Origin of the sequence: Actinoplanes oblitus (assembly GCF_030252345.1) — a bacterium.
Taxonomy (GTDB): domain Bacteria; phylum Actinomycetota; class Actinomycetes; order Mycobacteriales; family Micromonosporaceae; genus Actinoplanes; species Actinoplanes oblitus.
The window spans coordinates 8,419,538-8,445,470 of the sequence record NZ_CP126980.1 but is presented as its reverse complement, the minus strand read 5'-3'; the positions used below and the strand labels follow the sequence as shown (position 1 = coordinate 8,445,470).

The following is a 25,933-nucleotide window of genomic DNA, read 5'->3' as shown; positions in this document are numbered from 1 at the left end:
TCGGTGCCAATCGTACCGATCCGGGCGCGTCGCAGGTGGGATACGCGATCGATACGCTAGGCGCTGACGACGAGGCTGAGGAGCTTTTCGATGCAGCGGTGGCGGGGATTGGAGTCGGTTCCCAGTGGCTGGGGCCGGTCCGTTGTGACCATCGGCGTCTTCGACGGCGTGCACCGCGGCCACCAGGCGATCATCGGGCACGCGGTGAAGCGGGCCCGGGACATGGGCCTGCAGTCGGTGGTGCTGACCTTCGATCCGCATCCGGCCGAGGTGGTCCGGCCGGGCTCGCACCCGGCGGTGCTCACCGAGCCGGTGCGCAAGGCGGAGCTGATCGAGCAGCTCGGGGTGGACGCGCTCTGCGTGGTCCCGTTCACCCCGGCGTTCTCCCAGCTCGATCCGAACGAGTTCGTGCACGACGTGCTGGTGGAGAAACTGCACGCGGCGGACGTGGTGGTCGGTGACAACTTCCGGTTCGGGCACCGGGCGGCGGGTGACGTGACGCTGCTGGAGAGCCTGGGGCGGACGTTCGGCTTCACCGTCGAGGAGGCACCGCTGGTCTCGGCGGACGGGGTGGTGTTCAGCTCGACGTACATCCGCAGTTGTGTCGACGCCGGGGACGTGCACGCGGCGGCCGCGGCGCTGGGCCGGTCGCACCGGCTCTCCGGCGTGGTGATCCGGGGCGACCAGCGCGGGCGCGAGCTGGGTTTCCCGACCGCCAATCTGATGACCCATCGCTACGCGGCGGTGCCGGCCGACGGCGTCTATGCCGCGTGGCTCACCCGGGGCGGGGAGAATGCCGGCCGCTGGCCGGCGAGTGTTTCGATCGGCACCAATCCGACGTTCTCCGGCAGGGAGCGCCGAGTGGAGGCGTACGCCCTCGACTTCTCGGGTGACCTGTATGGCGAAAGGGTCAGCCTCGACTTCGTTGCGCACCTCCGTGAACAGCGGAAATACGATGCCATCGAGCCGTTGGTCGCGCAGATCCGGGCCGACGTGGAAGAGACCCGGGTGTTGCTCCGGTAACCCCCTGGTAGGGTTTGACTGTCGAATCCTTCATTCGACACCGGTCCCGCCATGCCTGCCCGACGCCGCGGGTCGCGGGAATCCGTTGAAGCGGCAACACAGAAGTACGGAGATCATGGCGCTCGATCAAGAGACCAAGAACAAGATCATGAGCGAGTACGCGACCAAGGAGGGCGACACCGGTTCGCCCGAGGTCCAGGTCGCGATGCTCACCAAGCGGATCGCCGATCTGACCGAGCACCTCAAGCAGCACAAGCACGACCACCACAGCCGTCGTGGTCTGCTGCTGCTCGTCGGTCAGCGCCGCCGCCTCCTGAACTACGTGCAGAAGAAGGACATCGCCCGCTACCGGACGCTCATCGAGCGTCTCGGCCTGCGCCGATAGTTCGACCGGGGAGCGGCTTCGGCCGCTCCCCGCGCAACACCACCCCACGGACCCGCGCGGCTCACACCGGCAGCACCGGTCTCCGGTAGTGGTTCCCAGGCATGTCTACCTGGGTACTTCGATCGAAGACCGGCCTTGTTGAAACGCGCTGTAGACCGCCGGGTCCTCGACGAAGAGGAGTACCTCACTTGACAGAGCAGACCGCTCTTGGCACCGAATCTCGCACCGCCGTCATCGACAACGGGTCGTTCGGCACCCGCGAGATCGTCTTCTCCACCGGCCGGCTGGCCCAGCAGGCCGCCGGTTCCGTGATCGTCCAGCTGGGCGACACCACAGTTCTCTCCGCCACCACGGCGAGCAAGGCGCCGAAGGAGCACTTCGACTTCTTCCCGCTGACCGTCGACGTCGAGGAGCGGATGTACGCCGCGGGCCGCATCCCCGGCTCGTTCTTCCGGCGCGAGGGCCGTCCCAGCGAGGACGCCATCCTCACCTGCCGGCTGATCGACCGGCCGCTGCGCCCGTCGTTCACCAAGGGCCTGCGCAACGAGGTCCAGGTCGTCGAGACCGTGCTGGCCCTCGACCCCGCGCACCCGTACGACGTCGTCGCGATGAACGCCGCGTCGATGTCCACCAAGCTCTCCGGCCTGCCGTTCAGCGGCCCGGTCGGCTCGACCCGGGTCGCGCACATCGACGGCCAGTGGGTGGCCTTCCCGACCATCGAGGAGCTGGAGCGGGCCACCTTCGACATGGTGGTCGCCGGTCGCGTCACCGCCGAGGGCGACGTCGCGATCATGATGGTCGAGGCCGAGGCCACCCCGCAGGCGGTCAAGCTGATCGCGGCCGGTGCCGTCGCGCCGACCGAGGAGATCGTGGCCAGCGGCCTGGAGGCCGCCAAGCCGGCGATCCGCGAGCTCTGCCGCGCGCAGAGCGAGCTGGCCGACGTCGCCGCCAAGCCGGTCGCCGAGTTCCCGGTCTTCCTGGACTACCAGGACGACGTGCTCGCGGCGGTCAGCGACGCGGTCCGCGGCGAGACCGCCGAGGCCCTGAAGATCGCCGGCAAGCAGGAGCGCGAGGAAGCCCTCGACCTGGTCAAGGCGAAGGCGCACGAGCTGCTCGGCGAGCGGTTCGAGGGCCGGGAGAAGGAGATCAGCGCGGCGTTCCGCTCGATCACCAAGTCCGAGGTCCGGCAGCGGGTGCTGCGCGAGCAGATCCGCATCGACGGCCGCGGCCCGCGGGACATCCGCCCGCTGACCGCGCAGATCGGCGTGCTGCCGCGGGTGCACGGCTCGGCGCTGTTCGAGCGTGGCGAGACCCAGATCCTGGGCGTCACCACGCTGAACATGCTGCGCATGGAGCAGGCGCTGGACACTCTCGCCCCCGAGAAGACCAAGCGCTACATGCACAACTACAACTTCCCGCCGTACTCGACCGGTGAGACCGGCCGGGTGGGCTCGCCGAAGCGGCGTGAGATCGGCCACGGTGCGCTGGCCGAGCGCGCGCTGGTCCCGGTGCTGCCCTCGCGCGAGGAGTTCCCGTACGCGATCCGCCAGGTCTCCGAGGCCCTCGGTTCCAACGGCTCCACCTCGATGGGCTCGGTCTGCGCCTCGACGCTGTCCCTGCTCGCCGCCGGTGTGCCGCTGAAGGCGCCGGTCGCCGGCATCGCGATGGGCCTGATCTCCGACGAGGTCGACGGCAAGACGCAGTACATCGCGCTGACCGACATCCTGGGCGCCGAGGACGCGTTCGGCGACATGGACTTCAAGGTCGCCGGCACCAGCGAGTTCGTCACCGCCCTGCAGCTGGACACCAAGCTCGACGGCATCCCGTCGGACGTGCTGGCCGGCGCGCTGCAGCAGGCGCACGAGGCCCGGGCGACCATCCTGGGCGTGATGACCGCCGCGATCGAGGCCCCGGCCGCGATGAGCGAGCACGCCCCGCGGGTCACCACCGTGAAGATCCCGGTCGACAAGATCGGCATGGTGATCGGCCCCAAGGGTCAGACCATCAACGCGATCCAGGACGAGACCGGCGCCGACATCTCCATCGAGGACGACGGCACGATCTACGTCGGCGCGACCAACGGTCCGGCCGCCGAGGCCGCGGTCGAGCGGATCAACGCGATCGCCAACCCGACCCTGCCGAAGATGGGCGACAAGTTCCTCGGCACCGTGGTGAAGACGGCCGCGTTCGGCGCGTTCATCTCGCTGCTGCCCGGCCGCGACGGCCTGCTGCACATCTCCAAGGTGGGCGACGGCAAGCGGGTCGACAAGGTCGAGGACTTCCTCAACGTCGGCGACAAGGTCGAGGTCCAGATCGCGGACATCGACGCGCGCGGCAAGATCTACCTGGACAAGGTCCGCCCGGAGGGCGAGGAGGCCCCGGCCGCCGCGCCGGCCGCCGCCGACGCCGAGGGCAAGCCGCGCGAGGAGCGCGCCCCCCGGGAGAACCGGGAGGGTGGCGGCGAGCCCCGTCGCCGCCGGTCCCGGCCGTCCGGTGACCGTGGCGAGCGCCGCGACTAAGTGATCTCGCAGAGTGTGAACGGGCCGGCCTCGCGGCCGGCCCGTTCCCTTACCACGACGCTGCAGGACGGCGTGAAGAAGACCGTCCTGCCCAGCGGCCTGCGCATCATCACCGAGGCGATCCCGACCACCCGCAGCGCCGCGTTGGGCGTCTGGGTCGGTATCGGTTCCCGGGACGAGACCCCGGCCATGTCCGGCGCCTCGCACTTCCTGGAGCACCTGCTCTTCAAGGGCACCCACAAGCGCACCGCGCTGGAGATCTCCGCGCAGATCGAGGCGGTGGGCGGCGAGACCAACGCCTTCACCACCAAGGAATACACCTGCTACTACGCGCGGGTGCTCGACGCCGACCTGCCGCTCGCGGTGGACGTGCTGGTGGACGCGGTGGCCGACTCGATCCTCGACCCGGCGGACGTGGAGACCGAACGTGGCGTGATCCTCGAGGAGATCGCCATGCACGAGGACGAGCCGGGCGACGAGGTGCACGACGTCTTCGCCGAGGCGATCTACGGCAACCACCCGCTGGGCCGGCTGATCTCGGGCAGCCCGGAGTCGGTCACCCCGATGACCCGGAACCAGATCAACAACTTCTACCGGAAGCGGTACCAGCCGCCGGAGATCGTGATCGCGGCGGCCGGCAACCTGGACCACGCCACGGTGGTCCGGCTGGTGCGCAAGGCGCTGGCCGGCAGCCCGCTGGACACCGGTACCGCCGCGCCCGCCGGGCCGCGGGACGGCGACAAGCGGGTCCGGGTGCAGAAAGCGCACACCGTGGTGCTGCACCGGGACACCGAGCAGGCGCACATCGTGCTCGGCGGTCCCGGCCTGAGCCGGTACGACGAACGCCGCTTCGCCATGGGCGTGCTCAACAACATCCTCGGCGGCGGCATGTCCAGCCGTCTCTTCCAGGAGATCCGGGAGAAGCGGGGCCTGGCCTACTCGGTGTACTCGTACGCCGCCCAGTACGCCGACTCCGGCCTGTTCGGCGTCTACGCCGGCTGTGCCCCGGGCAAGGCCGGCGAGGTGCTCGACCTGATCCGCACCGAGCTCGCACGGGTGGCGGAGAGCGGGATCACCGCCGAGGAACTGGTCCGGGGCAAGGGCATGGTCAAGGGGTCGTACGTCCTGGGCCTGGAGGACACCGGCTCCCGGATGAGCCGGCTGGCCAAGTCGGAGCTGCTGCACGGCCATCTCATGGGCGTGGACGAGCTGCTCGGCCGGGTGGACGCGGTGACCGTCGCCGATGTCGGCCGGGTCGCCGCCGACCTCCTCGCACATCGACACTCCCTGGCAGTGGTGGGGCCGTTCGACGAGGGCGCGTTTCCCCCTGGTTAACCTTGGGACCCGTGACAACGGTGGACGACCCCCCAACCCTCTCGCTCCGGCGGCGACGCACCGTCGGCATGCTGGTCTGGGGGGTGGTCTTCGCCGTCGGGGTGTACTTCGTCGGCGTGCCGACCAGTGACCCGCTGATCGCGTTCGGCTGGCTGTGGCTGGCCACCATCGCCTGGCGCAACCACGAACCGTGGCGGACCCACCTGCTCTTCCTGCGCGACTGGCTGCCGATCGCCCTGCTGCTGGTGGTCTACAACGTCTCGCGCAGCTGGGCCGACGACTTCTTCGCCCCGCACGTGACCCCGCTGATCGACGCCGACAAGGCGATGTTCGGCTGGCTGACCGGCGGCCAGGTGCCGACCACCTGGCTGCAGCAGCACCTCTACCACCCCGGCGAGACGCCGTGGTGGCTCGCGGTGGTCACGCTGATCTACGTCTCGCACTTCCTGACCGTGCCGACCATCGCGGTGATCCTCTGGGTGCGCGCCCGGGCGCCGTGGGCCCGGTTCATGCGCCGCTGGTTCACCCTGTGCGTGTTCGGCCTGGCCACCTACTTCCTCTTCCCGGCCGCCCCGCCGTGGTGGGCGCACGAGCACGGTCACCTGACCGAGCCGGTGGCCCGCATCTCCACCAACGGCTGGGACGTGCTCGGTCTGCACGGCGCCGGCAACACGCTGAACGCGCTGCAGGTCGAGCAGTCCAACCCGGTCGCCGCGATGCCGTCGCTGCACACCGCGTGGGCGATGATGGCCGTCGCGTTCTTCCTGCCGATGGTGCGCAAGCGCTGGTGGCCGCTGCTGCTGGCGTACCCGCTGGCGATGACCTTCACGCTGGTCTACACCGGTGAGCACTACATGATCGACGTACTGGTCGGCTGGCTCTACGTGGCGGCGGTGTTCCTCATCGTGGGCTGGGCCGAGCGCCGGTGGGCGGCTAGGTTAGGTTCACCGGGTGACTCTTGAACCCATCCGTGTCGGTGTTCTCGGCGCCCGGGGCCGCATGGGCCTCGAGGTGTGCAAGGCGGTCGACGCCGCTTCCGATCTCGACCTGGTCGCGCTGCTCGACCACGACGACACCCGCGCCTCCGCGGTCGAGGCCGGTGCCCGGGTGCTGGTCGACTTCACCAACCCCACGGTGGTGATGGAGAACCTGCGCTGGGCGATCGAGCAGGGCCTCAACGTGGTGGTCGGCACCTCCGGTTTCACCTCGGAGCGGCTCGACCAGGTCCGCGGCTGGCTGGCCGCCAAGCCCGGGGTCGGCGTCGTGATCGCGCCGAACTTCGGGATCGGCGCCGTCCTGATGATGCAGTTCGCCGCCCGCGCCGCCCGGTACTTCGAGTCGGTGGAGATCATCGAGCAGCACCACCCGCGCAAGCTGGACGCGCCCAGCGGCACCGCGATGCACACCGCGCGGCTGATCGCCGAGGCCCGCAAGGCGGCGAACTGCCCGCCGATGCCGGACGCCACCGAGGACGAGTTCGCCGGCGCCCGCGGCTCCGACATCGAGGGCGTGCGGATCCACGCGGTGCGCGCGTCCGGCCTGGTGGCGCACCAGGAGGTGCTGTTCGGCACGGCGGGCGAGACACTCACCATCCGGCACGATTCGCTGGACCGCTCGTCGTTCATGCCGGGCGTGCTGCTGGCGATCCGCGAGGTGGTCAAGCGGCCCGGCCTGACCCTCGGCCTCGACGAGCTGCTCGACTGATCCCGGCCCGCACCTCCTTTCAAGATCTTCATTTACGCGCGTCCGCTGTGGTGCGGATCGCATGCTCCCGCGCGGGCCGGGCGGGCTGATCTGGCCGCTGCGCGTCCAGAACGATCAGCCCGCCCTGCACTGTCCGCGGGTGGTCACCGAAACCCCGTCGTCCGCGTCACCGCGTGGGCCGGCGAGCGCGCCTGGCCGGTTCGTGTCCTTGCTGGCCGGGGCGCATAGGGCGGCACCGCTGACCGGCTCCGGCAAGCTGCGGATGTCGCGTCATCGCGCTCGGTGGCTGGTAGCGGTCGTGGGCGTGCCAGCCGCGGGGCTTGTCGGCCACCGTCGCGGCCGCCCCCGTGGTCGGTGGTCCCCCGGGTCGGTGGCCGCCCCTGCGGCCGGTGGCTGGTCGCCACGGCACGCGGTTCGGGTCGCGGTCCACTGATGCCCAGGGCGGTGCCGGCCCCGGCCAGCGCAAGCCAGAAAACCGTGGCTGGCGCTCATGGTGGTGTCAGCACCCCGGATGCCACCGTCACGGCCAGCCGGGTCTCGCGGCTGGCGTTCGTGGTGGTGTCCGTGCCGTGGATGCCACCGTCGCGGCCAGCCAGGGTGTGGGGGCTGGCGTTCGTGGTGGTGTCCGTGCCCTGGATGCCACCGTCACGGCCAGCTCGGATCTCGGGGCTGGCGTTCGTGGTGGTGTCAGCACCCCGGATGCCACCGTCACGGCCAGCTCGGATCTCGGGGCTGGCGTTCATGGTGGTGTCAGCACCCCGGATACCACCGTCACGGCCAGCTCGGATCTCGGGGCTGGCGTTCATGGTGGTGTCAGCACTCCGGATACCACCGTCACGGCCAGCCGGGACTGATCTTGACGGGGCGGGGTTGGTTACTCGGGACTGGGTGCTGCGGGCGTACCGGAAAGCGGACCACGGCCCGGAGCGGACCGCGGACCATGACCGGCCGCAGACCCGCATTGACCGTGATCATCGGCGGATGGCAGCGGCAGCCGCGACCGCGGCTGCGGCACCCCTGGCCCGGGGCGCAACCGCGGCCAGCACACACCGCAACCAGAGCCGGCGAATACCGCTACCGGCGGCAGCGCCGACGAGCAGCGGACCTCGGCTTACGGGGACGAGTCGCCTCGACGATCTCCTCCGGAGGAAACGCACCCATCCGGGTTATCCACAGCCCTCCCGCCGAGCCACTCCGGAATCCGTCACACTGTCCGAGGGGGATCCCCCTAGGGAGGGCGGGCCGTGAGCGCGGCTGCGGTCAGCGTGCGGAGCGGGCGGGTGAGCACGATTGCGCGCGGAACGGCCGGGAGCGCCACTGCCACCAGCATGCGGAACGGCCATCAGCGCCACTGCCGCCAGCATGCGGAACGGCCATCAGCGCCACTGCCGCCAGCATGCGGAACGGCCGTGAGCGCGACTGCCGTCAACGTCCCGGGCGAGCCGCTGCCTCTCAGACGCTCACCGGGGTGAGGTCGACGTGCAGGCGCAACTGGGGGACCAGCAGGTCCTCGACGTCCAGGGCGCGGCCCGCGCCGTCCGGCTCCCAGCCCGCCGATCCCAGGAACTTCCGCATCACCGCGTCCGAGTCGTAAGCCCAGGCCACGGCCGAGGTGAAGCCGTCCTCGCGCCACAGGTCGACGGCGGCGGCGAGCAGCCGGCTGCCGTGCCCGCGGCGACCCCAGCGCGGCTCGACCAGCAGGTCGGTGACCGCCGCGACCGAGGGCGGCAGCGGCGGCTCCTCGGGTGCCAGGGCCTGCTCGTCGGCCGGCCCGGCGGCCGCGAAGCCGACCACGTGCTCGGCGGTCTCCCCCTGCTCGACAGCGATCAGCACCCGGTGCCGCGGCGACGGCGGGGCGGTGACCGCCTCGGCCCAGCCCGCGGCGAGCATCCCCTCGTCGAGCTGGGCCAGCACGTGCGCCGGGAACATGCGCCGATACGCGCTGCGCCAGGTGGTCAGCTGGATGCGAGCGATCTCCGGGGCGTCCTCGGGACGCGCGGTACGGACGAAGCCGAGAGCCATGGCGGCAGCCTACAGAGGACGCCGGTAGCGCAGCTTCGGCAGCTCGATCCCGGCCGCCGCGCGGTGTGTCACGGCCACCCCGTCGGTGGTCATCCCGGCCCGCTCGTAGAACCGCCGGGCCCGCTCGTTCGCGGCCAGCACCCACAACCGCATCTCCGGGTAGTGCCGGTCCCGCAGCGCGTCCCGCGCGGCCTCGAAGAGCAGCCGGCCCGCCTCGGTGCCCCACGCATCCGGTGCCACGTAGATCGCGTAGAGCTCGCCGAGCGTCGCCACCTCCCGGTCCGGCCCGAAGCTGACGAAGCCGACGATCCGCCCGTCCCGCTCGGCCACCAGGGTGTGCCGGTCGCTCTCGGCCAGCACGCTGCGGCGCCGGGCGGCGAAGACCGCCGGGTCCAGGGCCGCGAGGTGCCCGGCCGGCATGATGCCGGCATAGCCGGCCCGGGTGCTGCGCACGTGCACGGCGGCGACCGCGTCGATGTCGTCCGCGGTCTGTGCCCGGATCACGGTCCCCACCCGCGAAACTCTGTCATACCCCTGTCCTAGTCTGCTGATCGATGACCAGTCTCGAGACGCTCTCCGTCGCCCAGGCCCGCCGGGTCACCCTGGCCGCGCAGGGTTTCACCGATCCCAAGCCGGGCGGCGCCACCGACCTGCGCCACCTGCGCCGGGTGCTGCGCCGCCTGCACCTGATCCAGATGGACTCGGTGAACGTGTTGCGTCGCGCCCACTTCATGCCGCTCTACAGCCGCCTCGGCCCCTACCCGCCGGCCCTGCTGGAGCGCGCGGCCTATCGCAAGCCCCGGGAGCTGTTCGAGTTCTGGGGCCACGAGGCCTCGCTGATCCGGGTCGACCTGCAGCCGCTTTTCCGCTGGCGGATGGCCAAGGCGCACGAGCTGGCCTGGGGCGGCATGCGCCGGGTCGCCGCCGAGCAGCCCGACCTGGTGGCCTGGGTGCTCGACGAGGTCCGCGGCCGGGGTCCGCTCACCGCGGCCGAGATCGAGCACGACGTGCCGCGCCGCAAGGACCACTGGGGGTGGAACTGGTCGGTGGTCAAGCAGGCGCTGGAGTGGTTGTTCTACACCGGCCAGGTGAGCGCCGCGGAGCGCACCACCTCCTTCGCCAGGCGTTACGACCTGACCGAGCGGGTGCTGCCGGCCGCCATCGTCGACGCGCCCACCCCGGAGCCGGCGGATGCCTTCCGCGCCCTGGTCGAGCTCTCCGCGCGGGCACTGGGCGTGGCCGCCGAGCCGGAGCTGCGCGACTATTTCCGGCTGCCGACCAGGGAGTGCCGCGCCGCCATCGCCGAGCTGGTCGAGGCGGGTGTGCTGCGCCCGGTGGCCGTCCCCGGCTGGAAACCGGTGGCCTACCTGCACCACGAGGCGAAACTGCCGCGCCGGGTCGACGTGGCCACCCTGATCAGCCCGTTCGATCCGTTGATCTGGCAGCGGGAGCGCACCGAGCGGCTCTTCGACATGACGTACCGGATCGAGATCTACGTGCCCAAGCCGCAGCGGCTCTACGGCTACTACGTGCTGCCGTTCCTGCTCGGCGACCGGTTCGCCGCCCGCCTCGACCTCAAGGCGAACCGGCAGACCGGGGTGCTGGAGGTGCCGGCCGCCTGGCTGGAGCCGTCCGCCGACCAGGACGAGACCGCCGAGGCGCTGGCCGCCGAGCTGCGCCGGCTGGCCGGCTGGCTGGGGCTGGACACCATCGCGGCCCCGGCGGCGGGTGACTTCGCCGGCCCGCTGACAGCGGCGTTGAAAGCGCCCTGAGGTGTACCGTGACGGCCATGAGCACCGCCCTCCCGCCCTGGCTGGAGAGCCAGCCGACGCAGGGCCCGCAGGTGCCCCCGGACTGGCCGGCCTATCGGGCCTACCAGCCCGCCCACCCGGACCGGCTGACCCGTTTCTTCGACCGGCTGGCCACCCGCTCGCCGGCCTGGCTCGCCCCGCTGGCCGTGCTGGCCTGCATGGGCGGCGCGGTGGGTTACACCCTGCTCACCGACCCGACCCGGGCCGAGGCCGGCGCCGAGCCCACCTGCCTGCTGAAATATGTCACCGGTTTCGTCTGCCCGGGCTGCGGCGGCACCCGCGCCGCGTGGTTCCTGCTGCACGGCGACCTGCCGGCGGCCGCCCGGCACCACGCCGTCTTCGTCTTCGCGGTGCCGTTCCTGCTGTACATGTACCTGTCCTGGGCCGGCCGCAAGCTCTTCGGGTGGCGGATCCGGCAACTCACGATCAGTCCGGCCGTCATGATCACATTCATGGCGGTCTGGGGCGTCTGGAGCATCCTGCGTAACCTCCCCTGGGCCCCGTTCACCGCTTTCTACGTGTGACGAGCGCGTCCGATAGGTTGTCAGGTATGACGCACGACCCGCGGCCCTTCGGCCGGCTGCTGACCGCCATGGTGACACCGTTCACCCCGGACGGCTCCCTGGACACCGAGGGCGCGGCCCGCCTGGCCGTCCACCTCGTCGACGAGCAGCGCAACGACGCGCTCGTGATCAGCGGCACCACCGGCGAGTCCCCGACCACGACCGACGCGGAGAAGGAGACGCTCCTGCGGGCCGTGGTGGAGGCCGTCGGCGACCGGGCCAAGGTGATCGCCGGGGTCGGCACCAACAACACCGCGCACACCATCGAGCTGGCGCACGCCGCGGAGAAAGCCGGCGCGCACGGCCTGCTGGTCGTGACGCCGTATTACAACAAGCCCCCGCAGGCCGGCGTGCTGCGGCACTTCCTGGCGGTGGCCGACGCGTCCGGCCTGCCGATCATGGCCTACGACATCCCGCACCGGGCCGGCACGGCGATCGCCACCGAGACTCTGGTGCGGCTGGCCGAGCACGAGCGGATCGTCGCGGTCAAGGACGCCAAGGGTGACCTGATCGCCAGCTCGTGGGTGCTCAGCCGGACCGACCTGGCGTTCTACTCCGGCGACGACGCGGCCACCCTGCCGCTGCTGTCGATCGGCGGCGTCGGCCTGGTCGGCACCTCCTCGCACTTCACCGGTGTGCTGGCGAAAAGCCTGATCGAGGCGTACGAGTCCGGTGACACGGCCACCGCGCTGCGCCTGCACCGCCAGGCTTTGCCGCTGTTCACCGGCATCTTCCGGTCCCCGGGGACGATCCTGGTGAAGGCCGGGCTGAACGCGTCCGGACTGCCCGCCGGCCCGGTCCGGTCCCCACTGGTCGACGCGAGCGACGACGAGTTGAACCAACTTCGCCAGGACGCCGCCGCGGCCGGCATCGTGCTCTGACAGGAAGAGGCGAATGACTAACGCTCACGTGGAGCTGGGTCCGCCGCCGCCGCTGCCGGAGGGCGCCCTGCGCGTCATCCCGCTCGGCGGGCTCGGCGCCATCGGCCGCAACATGACGGTCCTCGAGTTCGACGGCAAACTGCTGGTGATCGACTGCGGGGTGCTCTTCCCCGACGTCGAGCAGCCCGGTGTCGACCTGATCCTGCCGGACTTCGCGCCGATCCTGGACCGGCTCGACGACATTCAGGCCATCGTGCTGACCCACGGGCACGAGGACCACATCGGCGCGGTGCCCTACCTGCTCGCGCACAAGGCGGACATCCCGCTGGTCGGCTCGGAGTTCACCCTGGCGCTGGTCGAGGCGAAACTGGCCGAGCGCCGCCTGGACCCGTACACCCTCACCGTGCGCGAGGGTGGCATCGAGCGGCTCGGCCCGTTCGAGTGCGAGTTCTTCGCGGTGAACCACTCGATCCCGGACGCGCTGGCGGTCGCCGTGCGTACCCCGGCCGGGCTGGTCCTGCACACCGGCGACTTCAAGATGGACCAGGTCCCGCTGGACGGCCGGATCACCGACCTGGCCGGTTTCGCCAGGCTCGGCGCCGAGGGCATCGACCTGCTGCTGTCCGACTCGACGAACGCCGAGGTGCCCGGGTTCGTGGCGCCGGAGCGGGACATCGGCCCGGTGCTCAGCTCGATCTTCGGCAAGGCCAAGGGCCGGATCATCGTGGCCAGCTTCGCCTCCCACGTGCACCGGGTCCAGCAGGTCATGGACGCCGCCTGGGAGTACGAGCGCAAGGTCGCGCTGATCGGCCGGTCCATGGTCAGGAACATGGGCATCGCCCGTGACCTGGGACTGCTGCGCATCCCGGACGGCCTGCTGGTCGGCCTGGACGAGGCCACCCACCTGCCGCCCGACGAGATCGTCTTCATGTCCACCGGGTCGCAGGGCGAGCCGATGAGCGCCCTGGGCCGGATGTCCACCGGTGATCACCGGCACATCACCATCGCGCCGGGGGACACCGTCGTGCTGGCCAGCTCGCTGGTGCCGGGCAACGAGACCTCGGTCTACCGGGTGATCAACCAGCTGTCCCGGGCCGGCGCCACGGTGGTCCACAAGGAGACCGCCAAGGTGCACGTCTCCGGGCACGCCCCGGCCGGCGAGCTGCGCTACCTGCTGAACGTGACCCGGCCCAGCAACCTGATGCCGGTGCACGGCGAGTGGCGGCACCTGCGCGCCCACGCCCAGCTCGGCATCGAGACCGGCGTCGCGCCGGACCGGGTGGTGCTCTGCGAGGACGGCGACGTGGTCGACCTGGTCGAGGGCCACGCCCGGGTGGTCGGCCGGGTCCGCAGCCGGTACGTCTACGTGGACGGCCTCGCGGTCGGCGACGTCAGTGAGTCGCTGCTCACCGAGCGCCGGATCCTCGGCGACGGCGGGTTCATCGCGGCCACCGTGGTGATCGACTCGGTGACCGGCAAGGTGGTCGGCGAGCCGAGCGTGTCGGCCAAGGGCTTCTCCGAGGACCCGGACGCGTTCAACCCGGTGATCCCGCTGCTCACCGCCGCCCTGCACCGGTCGGCCGAGGACGGCATCACCGACACCCACCAGCTCCAGCAGGTGGTCCGCCGGACGGTCGGCCGCTGGGTGAACGACGCGTACCGGCGCCGCCCGATGATCGTCCCGACGGTGGTCGAGGTTTAAGGCTGGCTTAACGACTCAACCGTTTTCGGTCAGACTGCGTACTCCTGGGCACGGTGCCGCCCCCACGGCACCCGTGGCGGAGGGAGTACTCCAGATGCAGCGCAGATCGATCGCCGTTGCCGCAGCGGTGGTGGCGGCGACCGCGGCAGCTGTCGCCTTCACCCTGCCGTCGCTGGCCGGCACCACGCCGGCCGGCGACCGCGGCACGACGAGAGCGGGCGGAGACGGGGGTGTGTCCCCGCAGTTGCTCGCGGCGATGAAGCGTGACCTGGGCCTCGACGCGCAGCAGGCGACGACCCGGCTGAACCGGTCGAAGTGGGCCGGCGGGGTCACCGCGACCCTGGCCGCGGCCACCGGCGACAGCTACGCCGGCGCGTGGCTCGCCAAGGACGGCACCACGCTGAAGGTCGCGGTGACCGATTCCGGCGCGGCCGCCCAGGTCAAGAAGGCCGGCGCGGTACCGGTGCTGGTCGAGCGCAGCGAGGCCGACCTGGACCAGGCCAAGAGCAAGCTGGACGCGAAGGTGAAGTCGGCCAGCGGGCTGACCGGCTGGTACGTCGACGCCCCGACCAACAAGCTGGTCATCGTCGCGCAGCCGGACGCCAAGACCGATCCGGCGGCGTTCGCGCGCCGGGCGGGCATCCCGGCCGACGCGGTCACCGTGAAGGTCAGCAACCGGCAGCCGAAGCCGCTGTTCGACGTGCGCGGCGCGGACCCGTACTTCATCTCGCTGGACGGCGGCACCGCCCGCTGCTCGATCGGCTTCTCGGTGGAGGGCGGCTTCGTGACCGCCGGCCACTGCGGCACGCCGGGCACCACGACCACCGGCTTCAACCAGAAGGCCCAGGGCGTGGTGAAGGCCTCGGTCTTCCCGGGCAACGCCGACATGGGCTTCGTCGAGGTGAACGGCGACTGGACGCCGCGCCCGGTGGTCAACGACTTCAAGGGCAACGAGCTCCCGGTGGCCGGCAACACCGAGGCGCCGGTCGGCGCCGCGGTCTGCCGGTCCGGCTCCACCACCGGCACGTTCTGCGGCACCATCCTGGCCAAGAACCAGACCGTCCGGTACCCGGAGGGCGCCGTGACCGGCCTGACCCGCACCGACGTCTGCGCCGAGGGCGGCGACTCGGGTGGCCCGTGGCTCTCCGGCGACCAGGCGCAGGGCGTCACCTCGGGTGGCTCCGGCGACTGCACGGCCGGCGGCGAGACGTTCTTCCAGCCGGTCAACGAGATCCTGGCGGCGAACAACCTGACGCTGGTGACCAGCGGCGGCGGGGGCGCGGCCGGGGACACCGCCGATCCGGCGGCGAGCGCTCCGGCGGCCGGCGACGGCGGCGACGCCGGTGACGGTGGCGACGCGGCCGCCTGCGGCGACCTGCCGGTGCAGCGCGACGGCTCGCTCAGCAAGGCGGGCAAGGCGCAGGCGCAGCCGGACGGCGGTAGCTTCCGGGCCCGGGCCGGCACCCACACCGCCTGCCTCCAGTCGCCCGACGGCGCCGACTTCGGCCTGGTCCTGCAGCGGCTGACCCGCAACGGTTTCCGCACCGTGGCGCAGGCCACCGGCGACGGCGTCAAGACGCTCAGCGTCGAGCAGGGCTCCGGCACCTTCCGGTACGTGGTGGTAGCCACCTCCGGCAGCGGCGCCTACTCGCTGGGCTTCGACGTGCGGTAGTCACGGCGTACGCGAAAAAGGACCGGGGCCGGCAGCGGCCCCGGTCCTTTCCGTCTTTCCGGACGGGCGACGGGTGGTCTCTAGTTCTTCAGCTCGCCGAGCGCCTCGCCGAGCCGGCACCCTGTCGCGATCCCGCAGATCAGCACCTGGTCGAGCTGTTCCGGGGTCACGCCGCGCTCCCAGTCGGTCGACACCTCGCCCACCACCACGACCGCGCCGTCGTCGGTGACCTGCACATACGCTTTCGGCCAGAGCTGGTCGCGGTTCCAGGTGTTGCAGAACTCGTAGAGTCTCGGCACGTCCTCGACAGTGAAGACATGCTGCATCATCGCCCGGATCTGCAGCATCTCCTTGTTCTCGCCGAGCCGGAAGAAATAGATCAGGTTCCCCTGGAAGTTCCCGGCGATGTCACCGTCCGCGTCGACGAAGTACGCGAACCCGCGCGCGTCCAGGGCTGCCTTGATCATCTCGTTGTCGAGTGGTTGCACGTGGTGAGCTTAAGCGCCGGGCACCCGGCAAAAGCGAGGATGGGTCACGGTGCGCCTGCTCGATGCTTTGGATCCTTACCGATACGGTGTCATCCATGGCGGGCCGAACTCCTCCGGCGAGCCGGGGCCGTGCCGCGTCCACGTCGCGCGGCGCCGCGACCTCGCGTGCCCGGCAACCGGCCCGGCCGGTCAAGAAGGCGGCCGCCAAGCCGGCCGCCCGCAAGCGTGCCGCGGCGAACCGGCCGCCGGCGATCGGGCCCGGCGTGAGCCGCGGTGTCAGCGCCCTCTGGATGGGCCTGGCGCACAGCGTCGGCTGGGTGGCCCGGGGCGCCGGGCGTAACGCCCGCAACATCGGCCCGGAGCACCGCCGCGACGGCGCCGGGCTGCTCATGCTGGGCTTCTCGATCCTGACCGCGGTCGCCGTCTGGGCGCACGGCGCCGGCCCGCTCGGCCAGCGCCTGGCCGACGCGATCCACCTGTTCTTCGGCGGGCTGGGCGTCTTCCTGCCGCTGCTGTTCTTCTACGGCGCGGTGCGGCTGATGCGCGAGCCGGTCGACCCGGACCACCGGGGCCGCAACCCGGTCGGCTGGTCGGCGGTCATCGTCGCCACCGCCAGCCTGCTCTACCTCTCCGACGACCCCACCCCGGACGTCGCGCTGACCGGCAACGGCGGCCTGCTCGGTTACGGCGTGGGCTCGGTGCTGGAGCGAGCGGTGAGCGCCTGGGTGGCCGTACCGTTGCTGATCCTGCTCTTCGTCTTCGGTCTTCTGGTGATCACGGCGACGCCGATCGCGAAGATCCCGGAGCGGTTCGCGCTCCTCGGCGACCTGGTCCTCGGCCGGTCCGCCCCGCGCGCCCCGGCGATCCTCCCGGACGAGATCGACGAGGTGGAGGAGGTGGTGGCGCCGGTCAAGCCGCGCCGTCGCCGGCCGTCGCCGATCCCGATCCCGGCACCCGGGGACGAGCCGGTCGAGCCGGTCGAGCCGGACGAGGACCTCATCCTGCACGACACGGTCGCCCTGCCGAAACTGCCGGCCACCCGCAAGAAGCCGCCGCCGCCGGAGCACTCTGAGCCGCCGGTGCGCGCCGAGCAGCTGGACATCTCGTCGGTGGACAGCGGCGACTACCGCCTGCCCCCGGCGAACCTGCTCGGCACCGGCACGCCGCCGAAATCCCGCAGCCGCGCCAACGACGAGATCATGGCGGCGCTCACCGGCGTCTTCGACCAGTTCAACGTGGACGCCGCGGTCACCGGCTTCACCCGTGGCCCGACAGTCACCAGGTACGAGGTGGAGATCGGCCCGGGCACCAAGGTCGAGCGGATCACCCAGCTGTCGCGCAACATCGCGTATGCGGTGAAGTCCCCCGACGTCCGCATCCTCTCCCCGATCCCGGGCAAGAGCGCGGTCGGCGTGGAGATCCCGAACACCGACCCGGAGAACGTCGCGCTCGGCGACGTGCTGCGCTCCCGTGCGGCCACCGCCGACCACCACCCGATGGTCGTCGCGCTCGGCAAGGACATCGAGGGCGGCTTCGTGGTGGCGAACCTCGCCAAGATGCCGCACATCCTGATCGCCGGCGCCACCGGCGCGGGCAAGAGCTCCTGTCTGAACTCGCTGCTGGTGTCGCTGCTCACCCGGGCCACCCCGGAGCAGGTCCGGTTGCTGCTGGTCGACCCGAAACGGGTGGAGATGACGGCGTACGAGGGGATCCCGCACCTCGTCACGCCGATCGTCACCAACCCGAAGAAGGCGGCGGACGCCCTGGAGTGGGTGGTCCGCGAGATGGACATGCGCTACGACGACCTGGCCGCCAACGGGGTGCGCCACGTCGACGACTTCAACCGCAAGGTCCGCAGCGGCGAGATCACCGCGCCGCCGGGCAGCGAGCGGGTGATGAAGCCGTACCCGTACCTCCTGGTGATCGTCGACGAGCTGGCCGACCTGATGATGGTCGCCCCGCGCGACGTCGAGGACTCGGTCGTCCGGATCACCCAGCTGGCCCGCGCGGCCGGCATCCACCTGGTCCTCGCCACCCAGCGCCCCTCGGTGGACGTGGTGACCGGCCTGATCAAGGCGAACGTGCCGTCCCGGCTGGCCTTCGCGACCTCGTCGCTGGCCGACTCCCGGGTCATCCTGGACCAGCCGGGCGCGGAGAAACTGCTCGGCCGCGGCGACGGTCTCTTCCTGCCGATGGGCGCCTCGAAACCGACCCGTATCCAGGGCGCCTGGGTCGACGAGAAAGAGATCGCCAAGGTCGTCAAGTTCTGCAAGGACCAGCGCGAGCCGGAGTTCCAGGAGGGCGTCACCGACGCGCCGCCGAGCAAGAAGAAGGAGATCGACGAGGAGATCGGCGACGATCTGCAGCTGCTGATCCAGGCGATCGAGCTGGTGGTGACCAGCCAGTTCGGCTCGACGTCGATGCTGCAGCGCAAGCTGCGGGTGGGGTTCGCCAAGGCCGGCCGCCTGATGGACCTGATGGAGACCAGGGGCATCGTCGGCCCCTCCGAGGGGTCGAAGGCGCGCGACGTTCTCATCAAGCCGGACGAACTGGAAGAATCGCTGGCAGCCCTGCGCGTCGACTGATCTTCCCCGATGAAGATCAAATTCTTGATGTGCGCGGGTCCGCTGGGGTGCGGATCGCATGCTCCCGCGCGGGCCGGGGCCGGCGATCTGGCCGCTGCGCGTCCAAAGCGATCGCCGGCCCCTTTACTGTCCGTGGGTGGTTCCGGAGATCAAGACCGGCGTGTCAGCGCGCCACTGACGCCGGGGCCGGGAAGACGTCACGGAACGTGAACGCTTCGGGAGTGGGGCCGTCCGCGCGCAGCCGGTCCAGGCGGGCGATGGACTCGTCCAGGGTGGGGATCTCGCCGGCCGGGAGCCACCAGAGGACCAGGGCGGCCTCCGGGCCGTTGGGGTGGAACCACTCGCGGCGGCGGCGCAGGTAGTCGAGGTGCTGGCTCTGGTAGGCGTAGGCGCGCAGGTGCGCGGGGGACTCCCAGACCGAGAGCGTGTAGATCCGGCTCGGATCGGCGGGGGCGGCGATCGTGCCGTCCCCGTCGTCGCCGGCCAGCCGCCAGACGAAGCCGGGTGAGCGGTCGGCCAGCTCGTTCATCAGGGTCAGGCCGGCCACGAACTCGGCCATCGACGGATCGTCCAGCGGGGCTCTCAGACGGGCGGTGTTGATCTGGGCGAGGTGGAAGGCGCTCATGGCACCAGCTCACCAACTCCCGTCTCTATTGTCAATCAAGATTTGTTTTAGAAAGGCTGACGCAGCACCGGCCGGGCGCCGCGTCCATCCGGGCGGTCCACGCCGTGTCCTGGCCCGCTCCGGTCAGCAGGCCGCTGACCAGCGCCAGGTTCATCCCGCAGACCACCGGGGGGAACTGCTCGGCCAGCCGGTGGAAGGGGCAGTTGCGCAGCTCGATCCGACCCGGCCCGGCTGCCACCGGCGCGTACCCGTGCCCGGCGAGCAGCGCGTGCACGCCCTGCTCGCCGGCGTCTCGTGGCCCGTCCCCGCCCGTGCCGGCGTCCGGTGGCCCGCCGTCGGCCACGACGGCTCGCTGCCCGCCTCCCGCCGCGCCGGCTCGCCGGCCGTGCCGCCGGGCCACCTCGTTCAGCGCGTTCTCCGCGCCGAGCTCGTCGAGCGTCTCGGCCAGCAGTTCGGCGGCGGTGCGATAGGCCCGCGGCGGCACGCTGACCGCGTGCTCCGCCGGCGCCAGGTGGTACAGCTTGGCCGGCCGCCCGGCGCCCGGCCCGCTGCGGCCCGACCGTCGCGCGTAGGACGTCGCCAGCAGCCCGGCGGCGACCAGCTTGTCCAGGTGGAACGCGGCCAGCGTGCGGCCGATGCCGAGCGCCTCGGCCACCTCGTCCCGCCCGACCGGCCCGGCCCCGTCGGCCACCACCCGGTACGCCCGCCGCCGCACGCCGTCGGCGAGAGCGGTGAGGGCGTCCAGGTCGTCCAGGTCGTCCAGGTCTTTCGAAGTCGTCACACGGCAATCGTATTGCCAACCTGATTTGGCACTAGAAAGGCTGTCTCGTCGCGTTCCGCCCGCTCCACCTCCGGCGCCGGAGGCGGACGCAGCAGCTGCCACCCGGTCAGCAGCAGCGCGGCGACCATCAGCACGGCGAGCAGCCGGAAGTCCATCGGCTGTGGTCGCTTGGCGCCGAGGAAGTACGGCAGGTAACTCATCAGCGAGGCGATCTGCACCAGCGCCGGCACCGGCCACAGCCGCCGCGGCAGGTACAGCGCCGCCACCACGGCCAGCACCTCGGCCTGCATGAAGTACCGCTCGTGCATCCCGGGCAGCAGGAACGGCACCAGGATGCTGTACGCGGTGGCGAGCAGGACGATCCGCTCCCGGTCGAGCGGGATCCGCCGGACCCGCACCAGGTAGGCGAGCACCAGCACGGCGGCGGCGGTGAACAGCACCCCGGCGGTGCGGAAGTCGGCGATCACCTCGGTCCGCGGCCGGATGAACGTGTAGATGGTCGGCGCGTTCATCGACAGCGACGTGTACTGGTCGCTCTGGTTCGCGTAGATCAGCATCAGGTCCCGGAGCGGCCGGCCGGCCACCCAGGCCGGTATCGCCAGGGCGACGTAGACGGCCGGGATCGGCGCCAGGTGGCGCAGCTTGATCCGGCCGGCCAGCAGCAGCACGAACAGCACCGGGAACACGAAGATCGCCTGCAGCTTGACGGTGATCGCCAGCCCGAAGAGGGCCATCGACACCCAGGGCCGCTCGCGCAGCAGGTAGTACAGCCCGGCCATGGTGAACGTGGTGTAGATCGAGTCGCACTGCGCCCAGTACGCGCTGTTCAGCACCACGGTCGGCAGCAGCAGCACCAGGACGCCGGCCAGCGCCACGATCCGCCGGTCGGACCAGCGCAGGCCGACGAGCCGGGCGGCGTACCAGGCGAGCAGCGCGTCGAACACCACCGACAGGCCCTTCACCAGGTGCAGCAGGCTGATCGAGGTGTGCGCGTGCAGCCAGGTCAGCACGCTCAGCAGATAGAGGTACGGGACGTTGTAGTTGGCGAAGTCGTCGCCCATCGACGCGAAGTAGCCGTGCGTCGCGATGTACTGGCTCCACGGCCTGATGAACTTCGCGAAGTCCCCGGCCACCCAGTCCCGTCCGGCGAACCGCAACAGCGCGGCCACGATGATCAGGGCCACGATGAGCAGTGAATCGGGATTCAACCCCCGTGTACGGAATCTCGTCACGAGCGCCGGATCGTAACGACCCGAGGTGTACGCGAGTTTCCCTCTCCACTGCCGGATTCGCTGAACAGATGGTGAAGTACGGGCGACGGGGTACCGGCCGAGCGGTGGAAGGCCGTCCCACCCGAGCCCGGTAACCTTGCAGCGTGTCAGTGACTCCTCCGCCTTCTCGCCGTGTCGCTCTTCTCACCCTGGGCTGTGCCCGAAACGAGGTCGACTCCGAGGAGCTCGCCGCCCGCCTCGACGCCGACGGCTGGCAGGTCGGCACCGACGCCGCCCAGGCCGACGTGGTCCTCGTCAACACCTGCGGCTTCGTGGAGAAGGCGAAACAGGACTCGATCGACACGCTGCTGGCCGCCGCCGACACCGGTGCCAAGGTGGTCGCCGCCGGCTGCATGGCCGAGCGCTACGGCAAGGAGCTCGCCGAGAGCCTGCCCGAGGCCGACGCCGTGCTCGGCTTCGACGACTACACCGACATCGGCGACCGGCTCACCGGTGTGCTGAACGGTGAGACGTTCGACGCGCACACCCCGCGGGACCGCCGCGAGCTGCTCCCGATCACCCCGGTGCAGCGGCACACCAGCAAGGTGGTGGTGCCCGGGCACGCCACCGTCGACGAGCACACCCCGGCCCACCTGCGCAAGGTGCTGCGCCGCCGGCTCGACTCCGGCCCGGTGGCCTCGCTCAAGCTGGCCAGCGGGTGCGACCGGCGCTGCGCGTTCTGCGCCATCCCGGCGTTCCGCGGGGCGTTCGTCTCCCGCGACCCGCAGGAGCTGCTCGCCGAGGCGGAGTGGCTGGCCAAGACCGGCGTGCGCGAGCTGGTGCTGGTGAGTGAGAACAGCACGTCGTACGGAAAGGATCTGGGCGACCCGCGCCTGCTGGAGAAACTGCTCCCGCAGCTGGCCGCGGTCGACGGCATCGTCCGGGTCCGGGCCAGTTACCTGCAGCCCGCCGAGACCCGCCCCGGCCTGGTCGAGGCGATCGCCACCACGCCCGGCGTCGCGGCCTACTACGACCTGTCGTTCCAGCACTCCAGCGAGCCGGTGCTGCGCCGGATGCGCCGGTTCGGTTCCACCGAGCGGTTCCTGGAGCTGCTCGCCTCGGCCCGCCAGCTGGCCCCGGAGGCCGGCGCCCGGAGCAACTTCATCGTCGGCTTCCCCGGCGAGACCCGGCAGGACGTGGACGAGCTGATCCGCTTCCTGACCGAGGCCCGGCTCGACGCGATCGGCATCTTCGACTACTCCGACGAGGACGGCACCGAGGCGGCCGGCCTGTCCGGCAAGGTCCGCCCGGACACCATCAAGCGGCGGTACGACAAGGTCGTCGCGCTCGCCGAGGAGCTTTGCGCCCAGCGTGCCGAGGACCGGCTGGGCAGCACCGTCGAGGTGCTGGTCGACACGATCGAGGACGGCGAGATCGAGGGCCGTGCCGAGCACCAGGCCCCCGAGGTCGACGGTTCCACCACGCTGGTGGCCGGCGAGCACGGTGTCGACCTGGCCGCGCTGCGCCCCGGTGACCTCGTCCGCGCCCGGGTCACCGGCACCGAGGGCGTCGACCTGGTCGCCGTTCCGATCGAGATGATCTCCGCAGCGCGGGTCGACCGGTGACCGACGAGCCGGTTCCGGTGGCCGCACCCCGAGTGGTGTCGCTCTACAACGCGGCCAACGCGCTGACCGTGCTCCGGCTCATTCTCGTCCCGGTCTTCCTGGCCCTGGTGGTCGCCTCGCAGATGACCGACCACGACTGGCGGATCGGCGCCTGCCTGGCGTTCTGCGTGGCCTCGGCGACCGACTTCGTGGACGGCTGGATCGCCCGGCGCTGGCAGCTGGTCACCTCGTTCGGCAAGATCGCCGATCCGATCGCGGACAAGGCGCTGACCGGCACCGCGCTGGTCCTGCTCTCCGCCTACGACCAGCTGCCCTGGTGGGTCACCGTGGTGATCCTGGCCCGGGAGTGGGGCGTCACCGCGCTCCGCTTCTGGGTGATCCGCTACGGCGTGATTCCGGCCTCCCGGGGCGGCAAGCTCAAGACCGGGCTGCAGACCCTGGCGATCGCCTGGTACCTGTGGCCCGTTCCGGAGCCCTTCGACGTGGTCGGCACCTGGGTGATGTACGCCGCCCTGATCGTGACGGTGGTCACCGGCGCCGACTACGTGATCGAGGCGCTGCGCCTGCGACGGGTGGCCCGGTCCGGCTCGTGACCGCTCGGCGGCCGCCCGCTGTGGCGGTCTCCGTCGCCCGGCTCGCGGGGTCCCGGCCGACTCGCCGGTTCCGGCGGCGGGAGCGATCAGCTCGGGGCTGCATGAATGCCGTCGAAACGGGCACCCTCGGCGGGGTCCGCAGTGTGTGCGTCTGAGGAGGAGCCGGTGGAGATGGAGGTGGCCGCCGCGGCGGCCGTCCACATGCTGGTCGAGCGGCGCGAGTCGGTGGCGACGGCGGAGTCGCTGACCGGTGGGCTGGTGGCCGCGACGATCGTGGAGATCCCCGGAGTGAGCGCTGTCTATCGGGGCGGGCTGGTGGTGTACGCCACCGAGCTGAAGGCGGTGCTGGCCGGCGTACCGGAGGATCTGCTCGCCGAGCGAGGCCCGGTGGACGGGGACGTCGCGGGGAAACTGGCCGAGGGCGCCCGGGAGCGGTGCGGTGCCGACTGGGGCCTGGCCACCACCGGCGTCGCGGGTCCGGAGCCGCAGGCCGGCAAACCGGTCGGGCTGGTCTATGTGGCGGTTGCCGGGCCGGACCGGACGGAGGTGCGGGAACTGACACTGACCGGTAACCGGGCGGCAATCCGTACCGAAAGTGTGACGGCCGTCCTGCAATTGTTCACCGACGTTCTCCGTAGTGCACCGGCTCCGGTGTGACCTGGGAATACCACCGGGACCGGAGTGGTTGCCGGATGGTGCCGCGGGTGGGCCCGCCGAGGAATTCGGCGGGGCGGGATGTCGCCGTCGCTCGCGGCAGGTACGGTTGCGGGAAGCCTCCGGCGTGTGCCGGCGGCCCCGCCCGCAGGAGGAGGTGCCATGGTCCTGCTACGCCGGGTTATCGGCGACGCACTTCGCGCGCGCCGGCAGGGACAGCACCGCACGCTGCGCGAGGTGTCGACCGCCGCGAACGTCAGCCTGGGTTATCTGTCCGAGATCGAGCGTGGACAGAAAGAGGCCTCCAGCGAACTGCTCGCGGCCATCTGCGACGCGCTCGGCGCCCGCCTCTCCGAGTTGCTCGGTGAGGTGAGCAACACCCTCTCCCTGGCGGAGAACATGGAGGGTGTGCTCGTCCCGGTCGACGGCCAGCCGGCCGAGCCCGCGCGCCAGGTCGCCACCGACGGCAGCGTCTCGGTGTCGGTCCGCCAGGATTCGCCGCTCAAGGCGACACTGCACGCCACCCGCAACAAGAAACGTGACGTGGTCTACGCGGCCTAGCTGCTCACCGTCCAGCGATCTCCCGCCGGTCTTCGGCGTGCCACTTCGCAAGGCCCGGATCCGGCCGCACCATGCCGGTCGCTCCGGGCCTTCGCCGTCGTCGCGCCGCGGCCCCGGGATCGTTCCGGGTCCCGTGCTGTCGCGGCTGTACCCCTCCGGGGCGTAGCCTCGTTCTCAGGCTCGATGCCAGGGGAGACCCTGAGATCCCCCGTAGGTCACGTGACGCCGTTGGCGTCGGGCTGACACGATGGTTTCGCGTCGGCGACGAGATTGCCTCGGCAACGACGCGTCCGACCGAGCGACATTGAGGGGATACCGCGAGATGGCGAACCCGTTCGTCAAGGGCTGGCATTACATGATGGCGCTCTTCGGCGCGAAAATCGACGAGTACGCCGACCCGAAGGTGCAGATCCAGCAGGCCATCGAGGACGCCCAGCGACAGCACCAGGCGCTCGTGCAGCAGGCTGCCGCCGTCATCGGCAACCAGCGGCAGCTCGAGATGAAGCTGTCCCGGCAGATGTCCGAGGTCGAGAAACTGCAGGGCATGGCGCGTCAGGCGCTGGTGCTGGCCGATCGTGCCCGGTCCGGCGGCGACGAGGCCGAGGCCCAGAAGTATGAGCAGACCGCGCAGACCCTGGCCACCCAGCTGGTCTCCGGCGAGCAGTCGATGGAGGACCTGAAGACCCTGCACGACCAGGCTCTCGCGGCCGCCGGCCAGGCCCGCAAGGCGGTGGAGAACAACGCGATGGTGCTCCAGCAGCGCATCGCCGAGCGCTCCCGCCTGCTCAGCCAGCTCGAGCAGGCCAAGATGCAGGAGACCGTGGCCAGGTCGCTGGAGTCCATGTCGGAGCTCGCGGCGCCCGGCAACACGCCGTCGCTGGACCAGGTCCGCGACAAGATCGAGCAGCGGTACGCGAACGCGATGGGTCGCGCCGAGCTGGCCTCCAACTCGGTCGAGGGCCGCATGCTCGAGGTGCAGAAGTCCAGTCTGGACCTGGCCGGCTCGTCCCGGCTGGAGCAGATCCGGGCCAGCATGGCGGGGGAGAAGCTGGGCGGCAGCCCGGCGCAGCCCGCCGTCGGCCAGGGCTCCGCGGCGCCGGCCGCCGACCCGGCCAGCGTGGCCCGGCTGGACGAGATCCGCGCCAGCATGAACCAGAAGCGCGGCGACACCACAGCGGCCGGCTGACCCCTTT

General features: G+C 71.2%; 24 protein-coding genes. 17 read left to right on the top strand and 7 right to left on the bottom strand.

Annotated elements, in window-relative coordinates:
• The first annotated feature begins 90 nt into the window (after positions 1 to 90).
• The 6 genes from Actob_RS37455 to dapB all read left to right on the top strand — a co-directional run bounded on the left by Actob_RS37455 (position 91) and on the right by dapB (position 6,966).
• Complete coding sequence (locus tag Actob_RS37455) at positions 91 to 1,023, top strand: bifunctional riboflavin kinase/FAD synthetase (protein ID WP_284916707.1); 933 nt, start codon at positions 91 to 93, stop codon at positions 1,021 to 1,023.
• 115 nt (positions 1,024 to 1,138) lie between these two features.
• Positions 1,139 to 1,408 (top strand): 30S ribosomal protein S15, encoded by a 270-nt coding sequence (gene rpsO, locus Actob_RS37450; RefSeq protein ID WP_284916706.1) that lies wholly within the window; start codon positions 1,139 to 1,141, stop codon positions 1,406 to 1,408.
• 188 nt (positions 1,409 to 1,596) lie between these two features.
• The gene (locus Actob_RS37445) at positions 1,597 to 3,927 is read left to right on the top strand and encodes a polyribonucleotide nucleotidyltransferase (protein WP_284916705.1); all 2,331 of its coding nucleotides are present in this window, start codon (positions 1,597 to 1,599) and stop codon (positions 3,925 to 3,927) included.
• Positions 3,928 to 3,999: 72 nt separating this feature from the next.
• A complete protein-coding gene (locus Actob_RS37440) occupies positions 4,000 to 5,262 on the top strand; it encodes a M16 family metallopeptidase (RefSeq protein WP_284916704.1) in 1,263 nt (420 codons plus the stop codon).
• 68 nt (positions 5,263 to 5,330) lie between these two features.
• Positions 5,331 to 6,224, top strand: a complete 894-nt coding sequence (locus tag Actob_RS37435) for a phosphatase PAP2 family protein (RefSeq protein WP_284922465.1) — start codon at positions 5,331 to 5,333, stop codon at positions 6,222 to 6,224.
• A 37-nt stretch (positions 6,225 to 6,261) separates the two neighbouring features.
• Positions 6,262 to 6,966 (top strand): 4-hydroxy-tetrahydrodipicolinate reductase, encoded by a 705-nt coding sequence (dapB, locus tag Actob_RS37430; RefSeq protein WP_284922464.1) that lies wholly within the window; start codon positions 6,262 to 6,264, stop codon positions 6,964 to 6,966.
• 488 nt (positions 6,967 to 7,454) lie between these two features.
• On the opposite strand, the gene Actob_RS37425 is transcribed toward dapB, so the two are convergent.
• From Actob_RS37425 to Actob_RS37415, 3 genes are all read right to left on the bottom strand, one after another.
• On the bottom strand, positions 7,455 to 7,709 hold the full coding sequence (locus Actob_RS37425) for a hypothetical protein (protein WP_284916702.1): 255 nt from the start codon (positions 7,707 to 7,709) through the stop codon (positions 7,455 to 7,457).
• Positions 7,710 to 8,418: 709 nt separating this feature from the next.
• Positions 8,419 to 8,988, bottom strand: a complete 570-nt coding sequence (locus Actob_RS37420; protein WP_284916701.1) for a GNAT family N-acetyltransferase — start codon at positions 8,986 to 8,988, stop codon at positions 8,419 to 8,421.
• Between the two features lie 9 nt (positions 8,989 to 8,997).
• Complete coding sequence (locus Actob_RS37415; RefSeq protein ID WP_284916700.1) at positions 8,998 to 9,501, bottom strand: GNAT family N-acetyltransferase; 504 nt, start codon at positions 9,499 to 9,501, stop codon at positions 8,998 to 9,000.
• 41 nt (positions 9,502 to 9,542) lie between these two features.
• On the opposite strand from Actob_RS37415, the gene Actob_RS37410 reads away from it, so the two are divergent.
• The 5 genes from Actob_RS37410 to Actob_RS37390 all read left to right on the top strand — a co-directional run bounded on the left by Actob_RS37410 (position 9,543) and on the right by Actob_RS37390 (position 15,617).
• Entirely contained in the window at positions 9,543 to 10,760 is a 1,218-nt protein-coding gene (locus Actob_RS37410; protein ID WP_284916698.1) for a winged helix-turn-helix domain-containing protein, read from the top strand.
• 17 nt (positions 10,761 to 10,777) lie between these two features.
• Positions 10,778 to 11,323, top strand: coding sequence for a DUF2752 domain-containing protein (locus tag Actob_RS37405; protein ID WP_284916697.1), 546 nt, complete (start codon positions 10,778 to 10,780; stop codon positions 11,321 to 11,323).
• A 26-nt stretch (positions 11,324 to 11,349) separates the two neighbouring features.
• On the top strand, positions 11,350 to 12,243 hold the full coding sequence (dapA, locus tag Actob_RS37400; RefSeq protein ID WP_284916695.1) for a 4-hydroxy-tetrahydrodipicolinate synthase: 894 nt from the start codon (positions 11,350 to 11,352) through the stop codon (positions 12,241 to 12,243).
• 13 nt (positions 12,244 to 12,256) lie between these two features.
• The gene (locus Actob_RS37395; RefSeq protein WP_284916694.1) at positions 12,257 to 13,945 is read left to right on the top strand and encodes a ribonuclease J; all 1,689 of its coding nucleotides are present in this window, start codon (positions 12,257 to 12,259) and stop codon (positions 13,943 to 13,945) included.
• Between the two features lie 94 nt (positions 13,946 to 14,039).
• Complete coding sequence (locus Actob_RS37390) at positions 14,040 to 15,617, top strand: S1 family peptidase (RefSeq protein ID WP_284916693.1); 1,578 nt, start codon at positions 14,040 to 14,042, stop codon at positions 15,615 to 15,617.
• A gap of 80 nt (positions 15,618 to 15,697) precedes the next feature.
• Here the strand turns inward: Actob_RS37390 and Actob_RS37385 are convergent, their stop codons facing one another.
• On the bottom strand, positions 15,698 to 16,105 hold the full coding sequence (locus tag Actob_RS37385; RefSeq protein WP_284916692.1) for a YbjN domain-containing protein: 408 nt from the start codon (positions 16,103 to 16,105) through the stop codon (positions 15,698 to 15,700).
• A gap of 95 nt (positions 16,106 to 16,200) precedes the next feature.
• On the opposite strand from Actob_RS37385, the gene Actob_RS37380 reads away from it, so the two are divergent.
• Positions 16,201 to 18,690 (top strand): FtsK/SpoIIIE family DNA translocase, encoded by a 2,490-nt coding sequence (locus Actob_RS37380; RefSeq protein WP_284916690.1) that lies wholly within the window; start codon positions 16,201 to 16,203, stop codon positions 18,688 to 18,690.
• 163 nt (positions 18,691 to 18,853) lie between these two features.
• Here Actob_RS37380 and Actob_RS37375 read toward each other — a convergent pair whose 3' ends face one another.
• Genes Actob_RS37375 through Actob_RS37365 form a run of 3 tightly spaced genes read right to left on the bottom strand, consistent with a single transcriptional unit; the run spans position 18,854 to position 21,280 of the window.
• A complete protein-coding gene (locus Actob_RS37375; RefSeq protein WP_284916689.1) occupies positions 18,854 to 19,315 on the bottom strand; it encodes a DUF3291 domain-containing protein in 462 nt (153 codons plus the stop codon).
• Positions 19,316 to 19,346: 31 nt separating this feature from the next.
• The gene (locus Actob_RS37370) at positions 19,347 to 20,096 is read right to left on the bottom strand and encodes a helix-turn-helix transcriptional regulator (RefSeq protein ID WP_284916688.1); all 750 of its coding nucleotides are present in this window, start codon (positions 20,094 to 20,096) and stop codon (positions 19,347 to 19,349) included.
• A complete protein-coding gene (locus tag Actob_RS37365; RefSeq protein ID WP_284916687.1) occupies positions 20,093 to 21,280 on the bottom strand; it encodes a glycosyltransferase 87 family protein in 1,188 nt (395 codons plus the stop codon). Before Actob_RS37365 ends, Actob_RS37370 begins: the two co-directional genes overlap by 4 nt.
• A gap of 191 nt (positions 21,281 to 21,471) precedes the next feature.
• Between Actob_RS37365 and rimO the strand changes: the two genes are divergently transcribed.
• The 5 genes from rimO to Actob_RS37340 all read left to right on the top strand — a co-directional run bounded on the left by rimO (position 21,472) and on the right by Actob_RS37340 (position 25,926).
• On the top strand, positions 21,472 to 22,932 hold the full coding sequence (rimO, locus tag Actob_RS37360; RefSeq protein ID WP_284916686.1) for a 30S ribosomal protein S12 methylthiotransferase RimO: 1,461 nt from the start codon (positions 21,472 to 21,474) through the stop codon (positions 22,930 to 22,932).
• Complete coding sequence (gene pgsA, locus Actob_RS37355; protein WP_284916684.1) at positions 22,929 to 23,525, top strand: CDP-diacylglycerol--glycerol-3-phosphate 3-phosphatidyltransferase; 597 nt, start codon at positions 22,929 to 22,931, stop codon at positions 23,523 to 23,525. Before rimO ends, pgsA begins: the two co-directional genes overlap by 4 nt.
• A gap of 171 nt (positions 23,526 to 23,696) precedes the next feature.
• Complete coding sequence (locus tag Actob_RS37350) at positions 23,697 to 24,182, top strand: CinA family protein (protein ID WP_284922463.1); 486 nt, start codon at positions 23,697 to 23,699, stop codon at positions 24,180 to 24,182.
• A 159-nt stretch (positions 24,183 to 24,341) separates the two neighbouring features.
• Positions 24,342 to 24,740 carry a helix-turn-helix domain-containing protein gene (locus tag Actob_RS37345; RefSeq protein ID WP_284916683.1) on the top strand — a complete coding sequence of 133 codons (399 nt, stop codon included), beginning with the start codon at positions 24,342 to 24,344 and terminating at the stop codon, positions 24,738 to 24,740.
• 322 nt (positions 24,741 to 25,062) lie between these two features.
• On the top strand, positions 25,063 to 25,926 hold the full coding sequence (locus Actob_RS37340) for a PspA/IM30 family protein (protein ID WP_284916682.1): 864 nt from the start codon (positions 25,063 to 25,065) through the stop codon (positions 25,924 to 25,926).
• Positions 25,927 to 25,933: the final 7 nt, after the last annotated feature.